Origin of the sequence: Arthrobacter sp. TMP15 (assembly GCF_039529835.1) — a bacterium.
In the GTDB taxonomy this organism is placed as follows: Bacteria; Actinomycetota; Actinomycetes; order Actinomycetales; family Micrococcaceae; genus Specibacter.
In genome coordinates, this window is record NZ_CP154262.1 from 365750 (window position 1) to 382651 (window position 16902).

Genomic DNA, 16902 nt, shown 5'->3' on the forward strand with positions numbered 1-16902 from the left:
CCAAGCACCTTGGACGGCTGGAAATGATGAAAGGGCCCAAGACGGTGAAACGACTGCAGGAAATGGCGCACGCACTTGCTGATGCCCCCGATGATTTTTTGGCAGAGCGTTCCGGTGACGGTGATGTTGCTGCCTTTGAGGCGCTGGCCCATAGACATGCCCCACTGATGCGAGCATACGCCCGGCGTCTAACCCGAACCTATGACGATGCCGACGACGTTGTACAAGAAGCGCTCATCACAGCATGGAAAGATATCCGGGACCTCAAGGATCCGGCGTCAGTAAAAGCGTGGATGATGCGGATAGTGGCCCACCGTGCTGTCGATTCCGGCAGGCGGCGTAAAGTACATGGCAACTTGGATGAGCAGGGGCACGCGGCAGATAAAAAACCCACGCCGGAGCAAGCCGCGTTGGCTGGGTCCGCGCGTCTTGCATTGAATCAGGCGCTTGCCCGTCTACCGGAAGAACAGCGACGATGCTGGGTCTTGAAGGAAATCGGTGGTCAATCATATGAGGAAATTGCCGAGACGCTGGGTATCAGCGCAACCAGCGTGCGCGGCCGGTTGGCCAGAGCACGAACAACGCTTGTGAAGGACATGGAGGACTGGCGATGAACCCAACGCGAGATTGCGATCGGCGCATCGAAGACCTCAGCGACTACCTCGACACGGGTGTTTGCGCTGATGCCGAACATATTGAGCACTGCCCACAATGCCAGGCAAGACTTGCAGGACTGAGAAGCCTCAGGTCTGTAGCCATGGATCTCATGGACGACGACGCGGCGTCAGCAGCAGCCGATGACACCATCTGGCTTGATGGCATTCTGGCCAACCTGAGGCTAGAAACGAGCGCGGGGCGCTCAATCCCGATTGCTGGCGGTCCTTTAGACCAGCTGACAGAATCCGAGGGTGCTGTCATTGCAATGGTCCGCTCCGTGGGTGACTCTGTGGGCGGGGTGTTGATTGGTCGCTGCCGGATAGATGGCGACGCCGAGACCGTCGGAGCACCCATTGAATTTCACATAGGTGTTTCAGCGAGGTACGGGTACCCGTTGCCGTCGCTTGCCGAGAAATTGCGGGAGGCAGTGTTCGCAGAACTGCTAGCTGAAACGGAGCTGAATGTGGTGGCTGTGCACGTGACGTTCACTGATGTGCGGCCGAGATTTCAGACTGCTGGCGATGCGGATAGGAAAGAACAGCCATGAGCCTTGAAGATGATGTTCACCAGCGGGTCTTGGACATGGATGGCGTTGCTGTTGTCTATGCAGTGGATCCGATGTGGCGAACAGCGGTGAAAACGTTGGGTGGACTCCTATCACCCGCGGAAACTGCTGCGGCGACGACCTTCGTGGCGTGCTCCGAGACCGCTGACCCTGGCAGCGACGGCATGAGACCGGTCCTGACAGCGCCGGTCCTGACAGCGCCGGTCCTGACAGTGAAGGTGCGTGTAGGCACCGATGGGTCTGTGCCTGCACCGCAGTTGGCTCGCAGTGTTGCTACTGGGATTCGCACATTTGTAGTCCCGCGTAGGCCAGATTTTGAGGTTCGGGTACTTGTTCAGATTGCCGCAATCGGAGTCTAGCCACCGCTTAGTTGTGACCTGGGAACGCTGAAAGTTCCAGTTTAGAGGAGTAGCTCACTGCCTCACGAGTCAGCGGGTCAGTAAAGGAAATACTGCGCGCTAGTAGCTGCAGTGGTTTAGTGAAATCATCCGGTGCCTGCTCGTGCAGGATTGGGTAAAACGAATCGTTCAAGATTCCTAGGCCCTGGGAGGCCATGTGCACGCGCAGTTGATGGGTTTTTCCTGTGTGCGGGTTCAGATCGTAGAGTCCCAGGTGGTCACCGGTTGTCTGGTCCGTACGGCTGTCCAACAACCCGATCCGGGTTTCAGCGTTGGGCTCACCTTCGATTTCTTGAGCCAACAAATACGTGCGCGATTTAATCATGTGACTCCGCACCACTAAGGGCAGCTCCAGATCGTCGCGGACCGGTGCCACGGCGCGGTACGTTTTTTGTATCTGACGTTTTTCAAATAATGTTTGGTATTTTCCACGCGTGTCAGGGTTAGCTGAAAATAACAACACCCCGGCAGTCATCCTGTCTAAACGGTGCATGGGCACCAGTTCCGGTAAGTCAAGGAGCACGCGCAGGCGGACAAGGGCCGACTCGTGAACGTACATGCCGCCAGGTGTGGTGGGCAGAAAATGAGGCTTGTCCACAACCACAAGGTTTTCATCCTGATGCAGGACTGAGAGTTCCACGGGTAGCCGTTTTTCCACCGGCAGTTCGCGGTAGTACCAAATGAACATGTGCTGATCCAACGGGGTTGCGGGTGTGAGGATTTCCCCACCCAACGCCATAACTTCGCCGCGTTCAAATCTACTGACGATGCCGGCAGGGTCCACATGCCCGAATTTGTCCAGCACAAATTCCATGGCTGTTTTCCAGGGCCCCTCAGCGGGCACTCGCACGCGGGTCGCGTTGACGCCATTGCGTACCGGGAGCGGAGATTTCATCACCATTCAAGGGTACCGAGGGATCGGCGGCGTGCAGACCACCGCCGCGGTCACGCTAGGTAAACCCTAACCGTGGGTACTCGCCGGCGGACCTCCTTGGCAGTGCGGGCACCAATAGATATCCCGGGCGCCGTGGGTGGGGAAGAGAGGATCGGCGAGGGTGGCATAGCGGATAAGGCTTCCGCACCGCTTGCATGGTTTTCCGGCCAGCCCGTACACCCACGCAGCCGCCTCGCCGCGCGCAGGCCCACCTGTGGTTGACCGGGAGGACCTGTCCTTATTAGCCTCAAGCAAGCGTTTGGCGAGGTCTACCATGCGAGGCAACCCTGCCACTTCGCCGATGGGCATGGCAGGGTGTACCCCACCTAAGAAGCACAAATCGTTGCGATAAACGTTGCCAATCCCGGCAAGGTTCCGTTGGTCAAGTAGCGCCAGCCCCACGGCTCGGCCTGGATCGGCACGTAGTCGCTGCAAGGCTTGGGCGGCATCCCAATCGGGGCCCAACAAGTCTGGGCCAAGATGTCCCACGACGTCCAAAACTTGCGCCGCGGCCACCACTTCCAGCGTTCCCAAGGAGAATCCCACAGCCGTGACTAATTGGGTTTGCAGAACCACCCGTGCAGTGAAGGCAGGGCGTCGCCAGCGTGATGCCCGGCCCGGGGTGGCACGTGGATAAATGTCCCAATGCCCTTCCATGGAAAGATGCGAATGGATGACGTGCGGGCCCACGTACATCAAAAGGTGCTTGCCGCGCGACTGAACCGCGGTGACAGTCAGGCCTGTGAAATCCAACGTTGCAAACGCAGGGACTCTGAAATCGCAAGAGGCAAGCTCCTGGCCCTGAAGCACTGCGCGCAGATCGCGGGCCTGACGCCAGACCGTGTCTCCCTCAGGCACGGATCCGCACTCCACGCGGGGAGCTATATGCCCCGGACTCTAATAAGGAATGGGCCAGCGCAGTGCCAAGAATGTCGCCACCATTGACTTTTTCAATGGCCATTTTATCAATTGCGCCACGCTTAACCACCTGTACCAGTGCTTTGGCGGCCAAGGCAATGGCAGAATCATCTTCACTAAAGCACAGCAACGTACGCCCACCGCGTTCCACGTAGAGGATCAAGGCACCATCAACCAGAACCACTAAAGCACCAGCCTTGCGCCCCGGCCGATGCCCAGAATCCAAAGGTGGCCATGGCAGCGCTGCGCCGTAGGGGTTGGCGGGGTCGGTGGCCGCCAGAGCCAGGGCCGTAGGAGCCTTCACCGCCAAAGCGGCGTCCTCGCTAAAGGTGCGCAAGCGATCAACTGTGGCTGAGACCGCAAATTGTGCGGCACCCAGATGCTCAATGAAGTAGCCGCGGCGGCACTTGCCGCTTTCTTCCAATCGAGCCAACACCTTGTACATGAGCCCGAACCCACCAGGGATTCCAACGTTCATGACGGAGCCCCGCGTGATGACCCCGTACCTATCCAGAAATAATTCGGCCAAGGCGTGGCTGCGCAGTGTGGCCTGCGTGGTGGAGATGGCATCTTCTGCACTGGATGCACCTGATAACAAGCTCCAACGCCCAGCTCCCACGGGAGGCGCCCCGCGTTGCGAGCTGAGGCTCCGGCCCGGCAAACGGCCATAGCGCCCGGCGCGTGCCGGACGCAGCCGTGACGAGGGCGTTTTTTGTTTGTGTGCCGTGTGTCCACCGGCCAGTAACGCTCGGATGGGCGAAAATGTATCGTTGCTGACCCTCCCGGCCCAGAGTAGTTCCCATAAAGCGTTGGTCAGCTCGGAATCGGAGGGAGGATGATCGGGTCCCTCAGCTGTCATCTCACGCAACTGGTGAAAGAAATACGCACCGCCATTGCCTAACGCGGCCAGGATACGTTCCTGGAACTCGGTTGCGGTGAAATCAGTGGATGGTTGCAGCGTCAGATCGGCTGAGTCCGCAATGTGCAAGCTGAGCCAACCATCGTTTGACCCCAGTGCCCCGGACCCGGAAACCACCACTTCCCCCGTTGCCATAAGCTCATCCAGCATGGCAGGGGAGTAGTTGGCCACCCGGGAAGCCAATACCAGTGGTTCCCATGCGGATGCGGGAATCGGCGCACCCGCCAACTGATCCACCACCGTCAATACACCATCCAAGCCGCGCAGCGCCGTTGAGCTGGATGCGGCTGTAACGTGCTGCCACGCGGGCAGGAAGCGGCCAAACGTAGCGGCATCAACCGGTTCTACCTCAGCACGCAGTGCCGCCAGCGAGCGGCTGCGCAATTGGCGCAGCACCTGAACGTCGCACCACTCCGAAGCACCGTTTTCGGCGCGTTGAGGCAAAAATTCGCCCTCTGTCACACGTCTGTCTGCGGAGAGCCGAGCTAACCCTGAAAGGACCACGGCCACTCCGAGCCCCAACCTGGCAGCAGCCTCGGGTGCCGTGAATGGGCCGTGGGTGCGTGCATAGCGTCCCAATAAGTCACCGAGTGGATCGGCCACCGGTTCAATAAAGGCAAGCGGGACACCCATGGGCAGCGGAATTCCCAGCGCGTCGCGCAGGCGCGCGGCGTCCTCAATGGCTGCGAAGCGTGGCTCACCAGCCATATTGACTTGCAGTGCCCGGTTGGCGCCAGCCAATGTGCTTAGAAACGCGCCCACCTGGACCAGATGCGATTCAACCCCATGTTCAGGGGAGCCAACAACTGCGGGCGGGTCAGCGGCGTCCTCCGTTACCAAGGAGGGCTCCGGCCCCGAGGGATCCGCGCTGACCGTGGGTACCAGACGGGCGGCAATTTCTGCCACTGTGAGAGGGCCCAGCAAACGCAACAGGTCAGCAACCCCCTCGATCCCGCGCGCGCGGCGATCGGGAGCGAGGCGCTGTAGCTGGGCCTCGGTAGTGGCGATGACATCGGGATCCAGCAGCTCGCGCAGTTCGGCCCGGCCCAACAGCTCATCCAGAAGCGCCGGGTCCAAGGACAGCGCGGCTGCCCGGCGTTCAGCCAGCGGGGAGTCCCCTTCATACAGGAAGCTCGCCACATAGCCAAAGAGCAGCGAACGGGCAAATGGGGAGGGCTCGCTGGTGGTGGTTTCCACAATGCGCAGTTCGCGGCGCTCAATCGATGCGGCAATCTCCTTCAACGCGGGCAGATCGTAGACGTCCTGCAAGCATTCGCGCACCGTTTCCAACACGATGGGGAATGTGGGGTATTTCCGGGCCACATCCAACAGCTGAGCCGAGCGCTGGCGCTGCTGCCACAAGGGGGATCGTTTACCGGGATTCTGGCGCGGCAACAACAACGCGCGGGCGGCGCATTCGCGAAAACGGCTCGCAAACAGTGCTGAGCCGCCCACCTCTGCTGTCACAATGCCGTCAAGTTCAGCTGGGTCGAAGAGGAACAAATCAGCGCCCGGAGGTTCGTCATCCATGAGCGGAACGCGCAGCACAATACCGTCATCGGAGGCCATGGCCGAGCCGTCCAGCCCATAGCGTTCATGCAGACGGGCTGCCACGGCTAGTGCCCACGGTGCATGCACAGGCATGCCAAAGGGGCTGTGGAGCACCACGCGCCAATCGCCGAGTTCATCATGGAAGCGTTCCACCATGAGTGTTTTGTCATCCGGGACTTGCGTGGTGGAGGCTTTCTGGTCATCCAAATAGCTGAGCAGGTTGTTAGCTGCCCACTGATCAAGTCCGGTGGCCGCACACCGGGCAAGTGCTTTCTTGCGGGGAGCTGCGCTGACTTCGCGAATGAAGGCGCCCAGTGCCCGCCCCAAATCCACGGGACGGCCAAGGGAATCGCCCTTCCAGAAGGGCAGCTTGCCCGGTTGGCCAAACGCGGGAGAGACCAACACCCTGTCAAAGGTGATGTCCTCAATTTTCCAGCTCGTGGCGCCCAGAGCAAACACATCCCCCACCCTGGATTCGTACACCATCTCCTCATCCAGTTCGCCCACGCGGCGCCCACCCTTATTGGCGCCACCTGATTCCTCAGAACCAATGATGAACACGCCAAATAGGCCGCGGTCAGGAATGGTACCCCCGGATATTACCGCCAGACGTTGTGCACCTGGCCGGCCCACAATGGTTCCGGCCGCGCGGTCCCAAATGATGCGCGGGCGTAGCTCAGCAAACTCATCTGAGGGGTAGCGCCCCGCCAACAAGTCCAAGGTGGCCTCAAAAGCCGAACGTGGCAGTGCCAAAAAGGGTGCACTGCGGCGGACCGTCTCAAACCACTCATCCACATCCACAGCTTCCAGCGCGGTAGCGGCCACAGTTTGTTGGGCCAGAATGTCCAGCGGGTTGGCCGGGATGGACAGTGGCTCAATTTTGTTAGCCAGCATCCGTTCCACTGTCACGGCGGAGTGCAGCAGATCGGCGCGGTGTTTAGGGAACAGCAACCCCTGCGATATTTCTCCCACCTGGTGCCCGGCACGGCCCACTCGTTGGAGTCCATTAGCCACAGATGGCGGTGACTCCACCTGAATCACCAAGTCCACGGCACCCATATCGATGCCCAATTCCAGACTTGATGTGGCCACCACGGCGCGCAGCCGCCCAGATTTAAGATCATCCTCGATCAGCGCCCGTTGCTCTTTGGACACCGAACCGTGGTGCGCCTTAGCCAGCACCAGCGGCGCCCCCGCCACGGCTCCGGCCTGCGCCATCATCTCGGCGGGGAGCCTTGCCGGGGACTCCGCTTTCCGCCAGGCGTGCGCTGAGGAGGGTTCGACGTCGGACACCTCACCGTCCGCCGTCTGCGCAACTTTCAGTGCGGCGGCAGCGTCGAGGGCCGCCAGTTCTGATCGTTCGGCGTATATCTCGTTGAGACGGCCCGTGAGCCGCTCAGCTAATCGGCGGGAGTTGGCGAAGATTATGGTGGACTTCTTCGCCAACACGGCGTCCACGATCTTTTCCTCAACATGGGGCCAAATCGAGGCGTTGGGTGCCAGACCGGAGGCAGGGCCAAGCTCGTTGGCGGAGGCCAGTGCGGGAAGTTCGGTCATGTCCGCGACCGGCACGGTCACAGTAAGATCCCAGTTTTTGGTGCTGGGCGGAGCCACTATTTCAACCGGGGCATTGCCGCCCAGGAAACGGGCCACCGTTGAATGCGGCTCAACTGTTGCTGACAGACCAATGCGTTGAGCGGGGGTTTTCAATAGCGCATCAAGACGTTCCAGGGAGAGCGCCAAATGCGCTCCACGTTTGGTTCCAGCCACCGCATGGACCTCGTCAATGATGACTGTGTGCACATCCGTGAGAGATTCTCGCGCCTTGGAGGTCAGCATCAGATACAGGGATTCCGGGGTGGTGATCAAGATATCTGGTGGATGGCTGAGCAGGCGGCGCCGTTCATTGGTGGGGGTATCTCCGGAACGCACACCCACGCTGACCTGCGGGGTCGCCAGACCGAGCTGGGCAGCTGTTTGTGTGATGCCGATCAAGGGTGCCCGGAGGTTTCGTTCCACGTCCACACCCAGAGCCTTGAGCGGGGAAATGTAAAGCACCCGGGTGCCTACTTTTTTACTTGTATTTTTTTCGGCGCCGGCCGCTGTTGAAGTTTCCTGTGGGGGATCTGTTTTTGCGATGAGCCCATCGAGTGCCCAGAGGAAGGCGGCCAGTGTTTTTCCGGAACCTGTGGGTGCAACCACCAAGGAGTGGGCTCCGCCAGCAATCGCGGCCCAAGCACCCACTTGAGACGGCGTGGGGGAACCAAACGCGCCAAGGAACCACTCGCGGGTGGGGGCGGCGAATTGTTTCATGGCAGCTGCTGGCGTTGTTCCTTGCACGGCTCCATCATGCCGTATCCCACTGACATTATGGCGAAGTGGTGAGGGCGACACCGTTTCCAATGCGTCAGTGTCAGCATCAGGCGGTAATCTATCGGTAGGAGCGGCAAGGGTTGTCGAGGCCTATCCGGAAAAGAACACATGGCCGGAGGGTTCTCCTGAAACATGGGATCGTTTGGGGGCCGGGGGTAGTGCAGACACGGCACATCGGGAATAACTGGGCGCCACTGCTTGGTTTGGCATTCGTCTTCTTAGCAGGTGGTGCCATCAGCATGGTGGCCGAACGCGGCAATGGTGCAGATGCGCGCTTTTTCGTCGTGGCATTCCTGGTTATCGGCGGGTTAAGTGCCCTCTGGTTGTGGCGAAACCCCTCGTGGTGGCTTGCCCCACGAAACCACTACTTTTATCTGGCCGGTGGCACAGGCGCAGGTATCCTTCTCAGTGCTCTCATACCGTTCCTCAACGGCGCCGGACCGTGGCTGGTGGTAGGAGCTGCTCTCATTGTGTACGGCAAATTTGAGCGGCTGCGTCTACTTGTGACCGTTGGTGCCGCGGTGACCCTGGCCGGATTTCTGACAGCAGTGATTCACGCCGACGTGTGGGGTGGGGCCATGCACCTGTTGACCACCGGGGTGCTGGTGCTCGCCGCCAACAGGTTACATGTGCTCCGTCACGGCCAGCGGCGACAGGCCCAAGATAGCGACCCCGGGTTCATCGGATCCTTTGAAGAGTTTGACCGCGACGAGGCGCTCAAGCCTTAACACGCCAGCCCCAATAGTGAGCCTGTGTCTGCTACCTAGGGCTGGAACGCCCCAATTCTCAGGAGCTTGATGCCTGCATTGGTGCAGGCTGTCAATGGGTGTGGGATCTCTAAACTATCCGTGGCGCTGGGTGGGTAGACAAGAATTGCCTCAGCCTGCACCCTCTGACAATTTTGATAGTTGCCTGCCTGCGTATAGCGCAGCACCGCGGCTGAACTTTGTCCCGGTGCCAAGGTGATGGGACCGTTGGAGGGGGCCGCCGGATCACGCTCCGCAGGAGCCCCGATGTAGTCTATGGTGCCCGCCGGGACCATGGAGACCCCCGGGTAGCCATCGAGGATACAGCTTGTCTTGGAGCTGTTTGTCACTATCAGCTTCATGAAAATACTGCCTGCCGCCCCGCCGCCGGAATCATCCAGCGCACCTTTCAAGGATGCGGCTGTGCACAGGGCCGGAGCCTTGGCCGGTTGGGTCGGGGCCGCTGACGTTGGGGTTGGCAGTGCGCTAGGCGTGGTCACAGCCGATGTTGGGCTCTGCGGGGACGAAGAGGACGAAGGGGCCGTGGTGCTGCTGGCGCCAGCGGTGGGCGCCGTGGACTCCTGCGGGGAACATGCGGCCAACGATGCTCCCAGACCTACGATGGCCGCCAGTGCGAACATCTGTCCAAGGCGGGGTAGTTTGGCCGGGGTTCGCTGCGCAGTATTCATGAGTCCACTTTTACGCCCATTGTTTCCTGAGTCAACTAACCCCGCCGTCAGAACTCCCCCAACCTCAACGCTCGCTCACTACACGCTGTGTTTTCGGCAACGCTCCTTCAGCAGCAGCAGCAGCAGCAGCAGTGAGGGAGCGTTGCCGGTTCAAAGCACGCTAAAAGCTAAGCGGCCCGCAGGCCCGCGGGCCCGCACGCTCAGGAAACGGTTATGCCTTGCGGGTGGTGCGCAGGAATGCCAAGCCACCCAAAATCAACCCAGCCAGGCCGGCGCCCAAGCCTAGCCATGCCGGCCAGGAAGATCCGGCGTCGTTCGCTTCAGTCACCTGTGCCGCATCAGCCTGGACGCCGTGCCCATCGCCCGCAACAGCTGCCGTAACGGTCACTTCCGGGGCAGGGGAATCCACGGAGTCATGATCGGCGCCCGCTGCAGGAATTTCCTTCCAGTCGGTCTGCCCTTTCTCGCACTTCTGCAGGGTGGGGAAATGCAGAGTGGTTCCAACGGTTTCGGGCAATTTTAGGGACAGCGTGAAGGTGTCGCGCTCGTGGTCTATCAACGGGGTCTTGGCCGTGTAGGTGATGGACCCGGTGCGCTCGCTGACCTTGCTGCCATTGGGCAACGTGATCGGGGTGTCCAACTTTTGCATGGATTTACTGATGGTCCAGTTGGGGTTCACGGTGGGGGTGGCATCGGTGAGCTCCTCCGGCAGGCTGATGGTGATTGCCGTGGTGGGTGAGCCGTCGCAACCGTGGCCTACAGCGAAAGTGACCAGCGAGTATGCCCCGGCCGCTGTCTCGGAGGGGGTGGCGGAGACGTGCGCGGACGCGGCACCCAAGCCGAGCATCATCATTCCGGCGGTGGCGCCTAGGGCAACGGTGGACTTGAGGGTACGGGAAAAACGCATGGTGAAACCTTTCGAACGCGCAGAAGCGCAAATTTACGGGAGATGGCCACCCCGCAATGAACTCGAAGGGTGGGAAGCGAAAAGTGCCACGGACGCAGGCGGGCCGCGTTGCGTATCAGGGGGAACGTTTCGCCAGGGAAGGCGCGGCAGCATGCGCGGGACAATAGTTGGGCGCGCAGTCTGTACGGGTAAATCCAGGACGACGTCGGCACGCCGGTACAGCGGTCGCAACCAGTTTGCGAGGGACCAAAGGACGGTCTCGCCGTAGGCAAGAATGAGGGCAGCAGCCAGTGTTGCGCCAACGTGTGCGGCCAGCATCCAGCCGGACATGTCCCCTGCATGGCCGATCTGCTCGAGGCCAGGGGGGCTCAGCGGTGGCGCCTGTGGCATCATGGCAGCCGCGTGCTCCTGCGCAGACATTCCATGGTGGCTCATGGCGTGCGACTCAGCTGAGCCACTTCCGGCAGCGGTGCCCGGCTTGAAGCTGTGGGAAAGTGTTTCAAACCCCTGGTGCAAGACAATTTGGCTACTGGCCAGCAAAGCAATCATGGCAAGGGGCGTTAGTCGAAATTTAGTGGCCACAGTTGAGCAGAGGATATGCAGGGCCAAAATAGCGGCCAAGATCGCCGGCCCTGGCAGTGCGCCCCCGCCTACGATGTGTGCGCCGGCAGCTAACCCGAACACGGTGGCACCCACCACAGTGGTTCGGAGCAGTCTGAAAGGAGAGTGCCTCACACTGCTCCTTTCGATTGGCTAACTGTCCTAGCTTATAGAAGAAAAGCTTTGATTGACCACCGGAGGCGTGAGCGGTGGGAGCCGCACAGTAAATACTGTGTTTTTTGGGACGCTGGAAACCTCCACTGTCCCGCGGTGAGCGCGCAAAATGGCCTGCACAATACTTAAACCCAACCCGGTGCTGCCTGTTGTGCCTGTGCGTGCCTTGTCAGCCCGCGAAAACCTGTCAAAGATGATTTTTTGAAATGCCGGATCGATGCCGGGGCCGTTATCACTGACCTCTAGCAGGGCATAGCCGTGCGGATCGCGGGACAGAGAGGTGTGAACCGCCGTTCCTGGCGGAGTATGTTTGGCGGCGTTGGAGAGCAGATTCAGCAGGACCTGGCGCAGTTCGGTGTCCCCGCCCATGACTTCCATCGGCTCATTGGGCACGGCGATGCTCCAGTGGTGGCTGGGGGTGGAGACTTGAACGTCACGCACGGCCTCCATGACAAGGGGGCTCAAATTGACAGTGGTGGGGACGCCCATGGTTTTTGTGGAGGTGTCCATACCGTTGGTTGACTGTTGCGCCTCATCCAGCCGGGCAAGCGTTAGCAGGTCCTCCACGAGACGGCTCATTCGCACCGATTGGTCCTGCACCCGGCCCAACGCTGTTTGTCCCTCCGCACTGAGGGGTTCGGTCATTGACAATAGCTCCGCATAGCCGCGGATTGCTGTCAACGGTGTGCGTAATTCATGGCTGGCATCAGCCACAAATCTCCGGAGTTTCGTTTCACTGCGCTGCCGTGCTTCCAGGGCGTTGGATACATTCTCAAGCATGGCGTTAAACGCATTTCCCACATTGCCCACTTCAGTGCCGGGGTGGGCAGCCGTATCGGGAACCCTAGGGCCCAAGGCAACCTCTCCGGCGTCGAGCCTTAGCGTTGAAATTTTCGTGGCAGTTTCCGAAAGCTGACCCAGTGGGCGCATGTTGCGGCGGATGATGACGGTTCCAGCCCACCCCAGCGCCATGAGCCCGGCCACGGAGACAAGCACAATCGAGAGCACCAGCGTGGAGAGGGTTTGCTCGGTGGCGGCCAGAGGCAGGCCCGTGATGAGGATGTCGCCATTGGGGATTGCCTGGGCTTGCAGCCGGTATTCCCCGATGGACAGGGTGCGGCTGCTGAAATCGCCGTTGGTTGAGAGCTCGGCGAGAATGTTGGCGTCGGCATTTGTCAGCTGCTGCCGCGTGCCTGAGCTGGAGAGAATTCCGGCATAATGTACGACGCCGTTGCTCAAGACCGCGCTCACCTGACCGGCGCTGGTGGCACGGGCATTCAGCGGATCAGGCAGTGCCCCGCTGGTGCTTGAGCTTGTGTAAAAGGCGGTTGTGCGGACGGCCGCCTGCGTCAGGGTGGAGTCCAACTGGCTGTTTACTGTCATGCTCAGGGCTGCATAACTGACCATGCCAACCAGAACACAAATGACAGTCAGCAGTCCCATCATGACAGCCACTAGACGGGTACTTAGGCGCCAGGAGGCAGGCTGGAGGAGCCTTTTGGCCTTGGTAGGTGCGTTTCCTAGGGACATGGCTTGATCACATAACCGGAACCCCTGACGGTGTGGATCATGGGTTCGTGATTGACGTCGATCTTCTTGCGCAGGTAGGAAATATAAAGCTCAACAATGTTGCTTTGGCCGCCAAAATCGTAGTTCCACACGCGGTCAAGGATGCGTGCCTTACTTAGAACATGGCGTGGGTTTTCCATCAGGAACTTCAGCAGCTCAAATTCGGTGGTTGTCACGGCGATGTCCACGCCGGCACGTTGCACGGCCTTGGTGTCCTTATTAAGGGTCAAGTCACCCACCGTCAATAGTGCGAATTGCGGGGCTGTGATGCCGGATCGTTGGACAATCCTGTGTAGCCGGAGAAGCACTTCTTTCATGCTGAAGGGCTTGCTGACATAGTCGTCGCCACCGGCCGCCAGACCGGTCAATTTATCGGCAACTCCGTCTTTTGCGGTCAGGAAAAGTGCCGGTATCTCGGGGTAGATGGTGCGAATTCTTTTCAGCAGTTCAACCCCATCCATGCCAGGCATCATGACATCAAGAACCAGCACGTCGGGAAAAAATTCGCGGGCAATCTTCAGCGCCTCAAAGCCGTCGTGTGCCGTGGCCACGTCCCAGCCCGTGATTTCCAGACCGCGGCGCATGAGGTCGGCCAGCTCGGGTTCGTCATCTACAACGAGGGCACGGATAGGTTCGCCATCGGCCCGGATGAGCTTGGGCGGAGTTGAAAGTTCCATGACCCTATCCTCTGGCACGCAACCCGATGTTCACTGGGTGGTACCCGAGTGTTCCCTGTATTGCTGGTCTGTTTCTCCTTGGCGGGTTGGAAATAGGAGCGCCGCAGTGCCGCTCCTACGCCAATGACGGGTTAGCGGCCAATGACCCTGTCCTCAGGCAAAACAAAACCCCTGCTGCTCTTATAAAAAGGGAAGCAGGGGTTTTGCCAAATGGCGGTGACGGTGGGATTTGAACCCACGTTAGGCTCTCACCTAAACAACATTTCGAGTGTTGCACCTTCGGCCGCTCGGACACGTCACCAACGCGTCAACCTTACCGGCACATGGCCCAACAACAAAAATGGAACTGCCGGTGTGGGTGCACATGGTGCAAGATGGGCCTATGGACAGTGCAGCGCTGGGTGCCTGGAGCTGGCGCAAACTAAGGCCTCGACGGTTCACTTGCAGGAAGTAGTCCCGCGACGGTTCTTACACACGCAGGGTGGGCCCGGTCCGTGGGCGGGGCCAATCCCTACCTGAGCCTGTTCGCCCGCGCGGGCATCCGCCGCGAACAGGTGGATGCAGACGTCGCTGCCTTGAACATTCTTGAACTTCCCCCAGCGCGCGGCTGTACCTATGTACTGGGTGCGCAGGACTTTGCCTGGGCGTTGACGCTGGGCCAAGGGGCAGCAGAGGCGACGCTGAAGGTCTTGGACAAGCTCGCCGTCGCACGCGCGGAAGTCCACGCGCTGGAGAGGCAAACCCTCCGGTTGCTACAGAACGCCGGTGGTCCGCTGGAGCCCCAGCAACTCAAAGCGCAGCTCGGCGAAGCCGTGCGTAATTTGGGTGAACAGGGTAAGAAGAAGGGCGTCTCAACAACGCTGCCCACAGTGCTGGGACTGTTACAGGCTGACGGTCGAATCCGCCGGGTCCCTGTCAACGGGCGGCTTGACCAACAGCGCTATGCCTACGCAGGACTCCCCGGAACAAGTCCGGGCCAAGCTGCTGAAAAAATATCTGGGCTGGACCGGTGGGGCAACTTTGAAGCAGACCCAGTGGTTCACGGGCTTCACCGTTGCCCAGACTAAGGTTGCGCTCGCAGACGCCGGCGCTGAGGAAGCACATGGTCTGTGGATGGTGGCCGAAGATGTTGACGCCGCAGCTGATTTGCCGGTCCCGAAGCAGGAACAAATCCAGCTGCTGGCAGGGACCGAGGAATTGTTCCTGCTGCGCCGCAACGCAGCGGATAATTTTGCCCAAGAAGATCGCGGACTGAAACCGCTCCGCGCAACACTGGCCCTCCAAGCAGACCTAACCGATCATCCGATTGTGGACCGAGGGCGAATCATTGGTCTATGGCAGTATGATCCGGGCAAGGTATGATCCAGGCACGGAACGCATTGAGCACTGGCTCTTTGGCGCCCCTATACAAGTGGTACTGCGAAGAATCCAAGAGGTTGAGGCGTTCATTCGCGAAGATCTGGGCGATTTCCGTTCCTTCAGCCTCGACTCGCCCACCAGCAGACAAAAGCGGATTGACGCGCTCAACGCCGCGGAAGAGGGGTCCTCATGATGCAGAAGCTAACAGCGATTCTCACGGTCTCTGCCGTCCGCTTGCTGGGGGCAGGGTGTTCACCAGACCACCCTTGGCAACGTGACTCGCAGCCCTGCATGCCCCCGCCATTGTTCCTGAGCACGGACACGGCCAGCCCCGGCGATCCCGTCACCATCTCCGCAAATGATGCAACCTGTGATCCCCAATACGGCGAAGGTGCACAGGTGAAGGTTGAGGTTTTTGACAGCGTGGGGAACTTGGTTTGGGACCGTAAAGCTCCCATGAACGACGCCGGCGGGTTCACTTATCGCTTTGAAGTGCCGGATTCTGCCGTCCCCGGCACTTGGCTCGTTTCGGCAGCTCCGCATGATCTGGACTGGTGTGATGACACCGGGAAAAACAATCGAGTAGGCCTTGATCTGCGCAGTGAGACTATTCAGCGGGTTTCCTGCGCACTGCGAGCACTGGAGCTCGTGGTGACTCCCTGACACATTGGCATTCCCCGGCGCAGTGTTTTCGGCAGCGGAGCTACCGGTGTCCGCTGAAAAAGTCCTTCAACAGAGCTGCACACTCGTCCTCACGCACCCCCGGGAACACTTCAACCCAGTGATTTAGGCGACGTTCACGTAACACGTCGAAGACGGATCCTGCTGCGCCAGCTTTTTCATCCCAGGCACCAAAAACCACGCGCGGCACCCTCGCCAAGACAATCGCCCCGGCGCACATGGCGCACGGCTCCAAGGTGACCACCAAGGTGCAATCGGCCAGCCGCCACGACTCCAATTTCGCCGCAGCTTCACGGATTGCGAGCACCTCGGCATGAGCTGTGGGGTCTCCATGTGCTTCACGTTCGTTACGCCCCAAACCCAGGATTTCGCCGTCGGGCCCCAAGACGACAGCCCCTATCGGCACATCCGCTGTCTCCAAAGCCAGCCGTGCTTGGGCAAGGGCAAGGTCCATCCAACGGGCATGTAAAGCCGTGGTGGATATCTCGATTGGGTGAGGTTTCGCTGTGTTGGGCACGGCTCAATGGTAGCTTTTATTCATGCGCGTACTGGTTGCGGATCATCCGCTTATTGCCCACAAGTTGACGGTCCTTCGAGACAAGAACACTCCGTCACCCGTTTTTCGTCAGCTCACCGAGGAATTGGTGACCCTGCTGGCCTACGAAGCCACTCGGGGAGTGCGGGTGGAGCCGGTCAATATTGAGACGCCTGTAACCTCCACAGTTGGCATTGGTTTGGCCAAGCCAACGCCCCTTGTTGTACCAATTCTGCGTGCCGGTCTTGGCATGCTTGAGGGCATGACCCGTCTGCTGCCCACAGCCGAAGTGGGCTTCTTGGGCATGGCGCGCAATGAGGAAACACTCGAGGCCATCACGTACGCCGAACGCCTCCCCGAAGACCTCACCGGTCGTCAGGTCTACGTTCTTGATCCGATGTTGGCCACCGGCGGCACCCTGATCGAGGCGTTCAAGTTCCTCTTTGACCGTGGAGCTGCGGACATCACCTGCATCTGCTTGCTCGCCGCACCCGAAGGACTGGCTAAGTTGGAAGCCGCCCATGGTGGTCGCGACAACGTCCACGTAGTTTTGGCTTCGATTGACGAAGGCCTTGACGAAAATTCATACATTGTGCCCGGTCTTGGCGACGCCGGTGACCGTCTCTACGGAGTCGTGGATTAGTCCACAT

General features: G+C 59.9%; 16 protein-coding genes, 1 tRNA gene and 1 pseudogene. 8 read left to right on the forward strand and 10 right to left on the reverse strand.

The features are described from left to right. The first annotated feature begins 44 nt into the window (after positions 1-44). Genes AAFM46_RS01635 through AAFM46_RS01645 form a run of 3 tightly spaced genes read left to right on the forward strand, consistent with a single transcriptional unit; the run spans position 45 to position 1581 of the window. On the forward strand, positions 45-614 hold the full coding sequence (locus AAFM46_RS01635) for an RNA polymerase sigma factor (protein ID WP_343319171.1): 570 nt from the start codon (positions 45-47) through the stop codon (positions 612-614). After that, on the forward strand, positions 611-1204 hold the full coding sequence (locus tag AAFM46_RS01640; RefSeq protein ID WP_283531349.1) for a hypothetical protein: 594 nt from the start codon (positions 611-613) through the stop codon (positions 1202-1204). The genes AAFM46_RS01635 and AAFM46_RS01640 overlap by 4 nt, the downstream gene beginning before the upstream one ends. After that, complete coding sequence (locus AAFM46_RS01645; RefSeq protein ID WP_343319173.1) at positions 1201-1581, forward strand: hypothetical protein; 381 nt, start codon at positions 1201-1203, stop codon at positions 1579-1581. The genes AAFM46_RS01640 and AAFM46_RS01645 overlap by 4 nt, the downstream gene beginning before the upstream one ends. A gap of 7 nt (positions 1582-1588) precedes the next feature. Here AAFM46_RS01645 and AAFM46_RS01650 read toward each other — a convergent pair whose 3' ends face one another. From AAFM46_RS01650 to AAFM46_RS01660, 3 genes are all read right to left on the reverse strand, one after another. After that, a complete protein-coding gene (locus AAFM46_RS01650; RefSeq protein WP_343319175.1) occupies positions 1589-2515 on the reverse strand; it encodes a pseudouridine synthase in 927 nt (308 codons plus the stop codon). A 66-nt stretch (positions 2516-2581) separates the two neighbouring features. Beyond that, a complete protein-coding gene (locus AAFM46_RS01655; RefSeq protein ID WP_283531352.1) occupies positions 2582-3412 on the reverse strand; it encodes a DNA-formamidopyrimidine glycosylase family protein in 831 nt (276 codons plus the stop codon). Then, a complete protein-coding gene (locus tag AAFM46_RS01660) occupies positions 3405-8255 on the reverse strand; it encodes a DEAD/DEAH box helicase (protein ID WP_343320321.1) in 4851 nt (1616 codons plus the stop codon). The genes AAFM46_RS01655 and AAFM46_RS01660 overlap by 8 nt, the downstream gene beginning before the upstream one ends. 218 nt (positions 8256-8473) lie before the next feature. Here AAFM46_RS01660 and AAFM46_RS01665 point away from each other — a divergent pair, with 218 nt between their 5' ends. Beyond that, on the forward strand, positions 8474-9043 hold the full coding sequence (locus tag AAFM46_RS01665) for a hypothetical protein (protein WP_343319177.1): 570 nt from the start codon (positions 8474-8476) through the stop codon (positions 9041-9043). A gap of 35 nt (positions 9044-9078) precedes the next feature. Here AAFM46_RS01665 and AAFM46_RS01670 read toward each other — a convergent pair whose 3' ends face one another. From AAFM46_RS01670 to AAFM46_RS01695, 6 genes are all read right to left on the reverse strand, one after another. Further along, positions 9079-9750 carry a DUF4232 domain-containing protein gene (locus tag AAFM46_RS01670; protein ID WP_343319178.1) on the reverse strand — a complete coding sequence of 224 codons (672 nt, stop codon included), beginning with the start codon at positions 9748-9750 and terminating at the stop codon, positions 9079-9081. 211 nt (positions 9751-9961) lie between these two features. After that, positions 9962-10657, reverse strand: a complete 696-nt coding sequence (locus AAFM46_RS01675; RefSeq protein WP_343319180.1) for a YcnI family protein — start codon at positions 10655-10657, stop codon at positions 9962-9964. A 33-nt stretch (positions 10658-10690) separates the two neighbouring features. Beyond that, positions 10691-11392 (reverse strand): hypothetical protein, encoded by a 702-nt coding sequence (locus tag AAFM46_RS01680; RefSeq protein ID WP_343319182.1) that lies wholly within the window; start codon positions 11390-11392, stop codon positions 10691-10693. Positions 11393-11419: 27 nt separating this feature from the next. Continuing rightward, positions 11420-12961 carry a HAMP domain-containing sensor histidine kinase gene (locus tag AAFM46_RS01685; RefSeq protein ID WP_343319184.1) on the reverse strand — a complete coding sequence of 514 codons (1542 nt, stop codon included), beginning with the start codon at positions 12959-12961 and terminating at the stop codon, positions 11420-11422. Further along, positions 12952-13677, reverse strand: coding sequence for a response regulator transcription factor (locus AAFM46_RS01690; RefSeq protein ID WP_283531359.1), 726 nt, complete (start codon positions 13675-13677; stop codon positions 12952-12954). The genes AAFM46_RS01685 and AAFM46_RS01690 overlap by 10 nt, the downstream gene beginning before the upstream one ends. A 211-nt stretch (positions 13678-13888) precedes the next feature. Beyond that, a tRNA-Ser gene (locus AAFM46_RS01695) sits at positions 13889-13978 on the reverse strand. Positions 13979-14231: 253 nt separating this feature from the next. Between AAFM46_RS01695 and AAFM46_RS01700 the strand changes: the two are divergent. The 3 genes and pseudogenes from AAFM46_RS01700 to AAFM46_RS01710 all read left to right on the forward strand — a co-directional run bounded on the left by AAFM46_RS01700 (position 14232) and on the right by AAFM46_RS01710 (position 15699). Continuing rightward, positions 14232-15039 (forward strand): annotated as a pseudogene (locus AAFM46_RS01700) (crosslink repair DNA glycosylase YcaQ family protein). Further along, positions 15020-15229: a hypothetical protein gene (locus AAFM46_RS01705; RefSeq protein ID WP_343319186.1), complete on the forward strand. Its 210-nt coding sequence runs from the start codon at positions 15020-15022 to the stop codon at positions 15227-15229. The pseudogene AAFM46_RS01700 and the gene AAFM46_RS01705 overlap by 20 nt, the downstream one beginning before the upstream one ends. Next, positions 15226-15699, forward strand: a complete 474-nt coding sequence (locus tag AAFM46_RS01710) for a hypothetical protein (RefSeq protein WP_343319188.1) — start codon at positions 15226-15228, stop codon at positions 15697-15699. Before AAFM46_RS01705 ends, AAFM46_RS01710 begins: the two co-directional genes overlap by 4 nt. Positions 15700-15739: 40 nt before the next feature. On the opposite strand, the gene tadA is transcribed toward AAFM46_RS01710, so the two are convergent. Beyond that, positions 15740-16234 (reverse strand): tRNA adenosine(34) deaminase TadA, encoded by a 495-nt coding sequence (gene tadA / locus AAFM46_RS01715; protein ID WP_343319190.1) that lies wholly within the window; start codon positions 16232-16234, stop codon positions 15740-15742. 22 nt (positions 16235-16256) lie between these two features. Here tadA and upp point away from each other — a divergent pair, with 22 nt between their 5' ends. Then, positions 16257-16895 carry a uracil phosphoribosyltransferase gene (gene upp, locus AAFM46_RS01720; RefSeq protein WP_283531362.1) on the forward strand — a complete coding sequence of 213 codons (639 nt, stop codon included), beginning with the start codon at positions 16257-16259 and terminating at the stop codon, positions 16893-16895. Positions 16896-16902: the final 7 nt, after the last annotated feature.

Excerpts from the sequence above, each read along its gene's own strand:
- AAFM46_RS01640 (WP_283531349.1), top strand. The coding sequence starts at position 611 with ATGAACCCAACGCGAGATTGCGATCGGCGCATCGAAGACCTCAGCGAC.
- AAFM46_RS01645 (WP_343319173.1), top strand. The coding sequence starts at position 1,201 with ATGAGCCTTGAAGATGATGTTCACCAGCGGGTCTTGGACATGGATGGC.
- AAFM46_RS01650 (WP_343319175.1), bottom strand. The coding sequence starts at position 2,515 with ATGAAATCTCCGCTCCCGGTACGCAATGGCGTCAACGCGACCCGCGTG.
- AAFM46_RS01660 (WP_343320321.1), bottom strand. The coding sequence starts at position 8,255 with ATGAAACAATTCGCCGCCCCCACCCGCGAGTGGTTCCTTGGCGCGTTT.
- AAFM46_RS01670 (WP_343319178.1), bottom strand. The coding sequence starts at position 9,750 with ATGAATACTGCGCAGCGAACCCCGGCCAAACTACCCCGCCTTGGACAG.
- AAFM46_RS01675 (WP_343319180.1), bottom strand. The coding sequence starts at position 10,657 with ATGCGTTTTTCCCGTACCCTCAAGTCCACCGTTGCCCTAGGCGCCACC.
- AAFM46_RS01685 (WP_343319184.1), bottom strand. The coding sequence starts at position 12,961 with ATGTCCCTAGGAAACGCACCTACCAAGGCCAAAAGGCTCCTCCAGCCT.
- AAFM46_RS01690 (WP_283531359.1), bottom strand. The coding sequence starts at position 13,677 with ATGGAACTTTCAACTCCGCCCAAGCTCATCCGGGCCGATGGCGAACCT.
- AAFM46_RS01705 (WP_343319186.1), top strand. The coding sequence starts at position 15,020 with ATGATCCGGGCAAGGTATGATCCAGGCACGGAACGCATTGAGCACTGG.
- AAFM46_RS01710 (WP_343319188.1), top strand. The coding sequence starts at position 15,226 with ATGATGCAGAAGCTAACAGCGATTCTCACGGTCTCTGCCGTCCGCTTG.
- upp (WP_283531362.1), top strand. The coding sequence starts at position 16,257 with ATGCGCGTACTGGTTGCGGATCATCCGCTTATTGCCCACAAGTTGACG.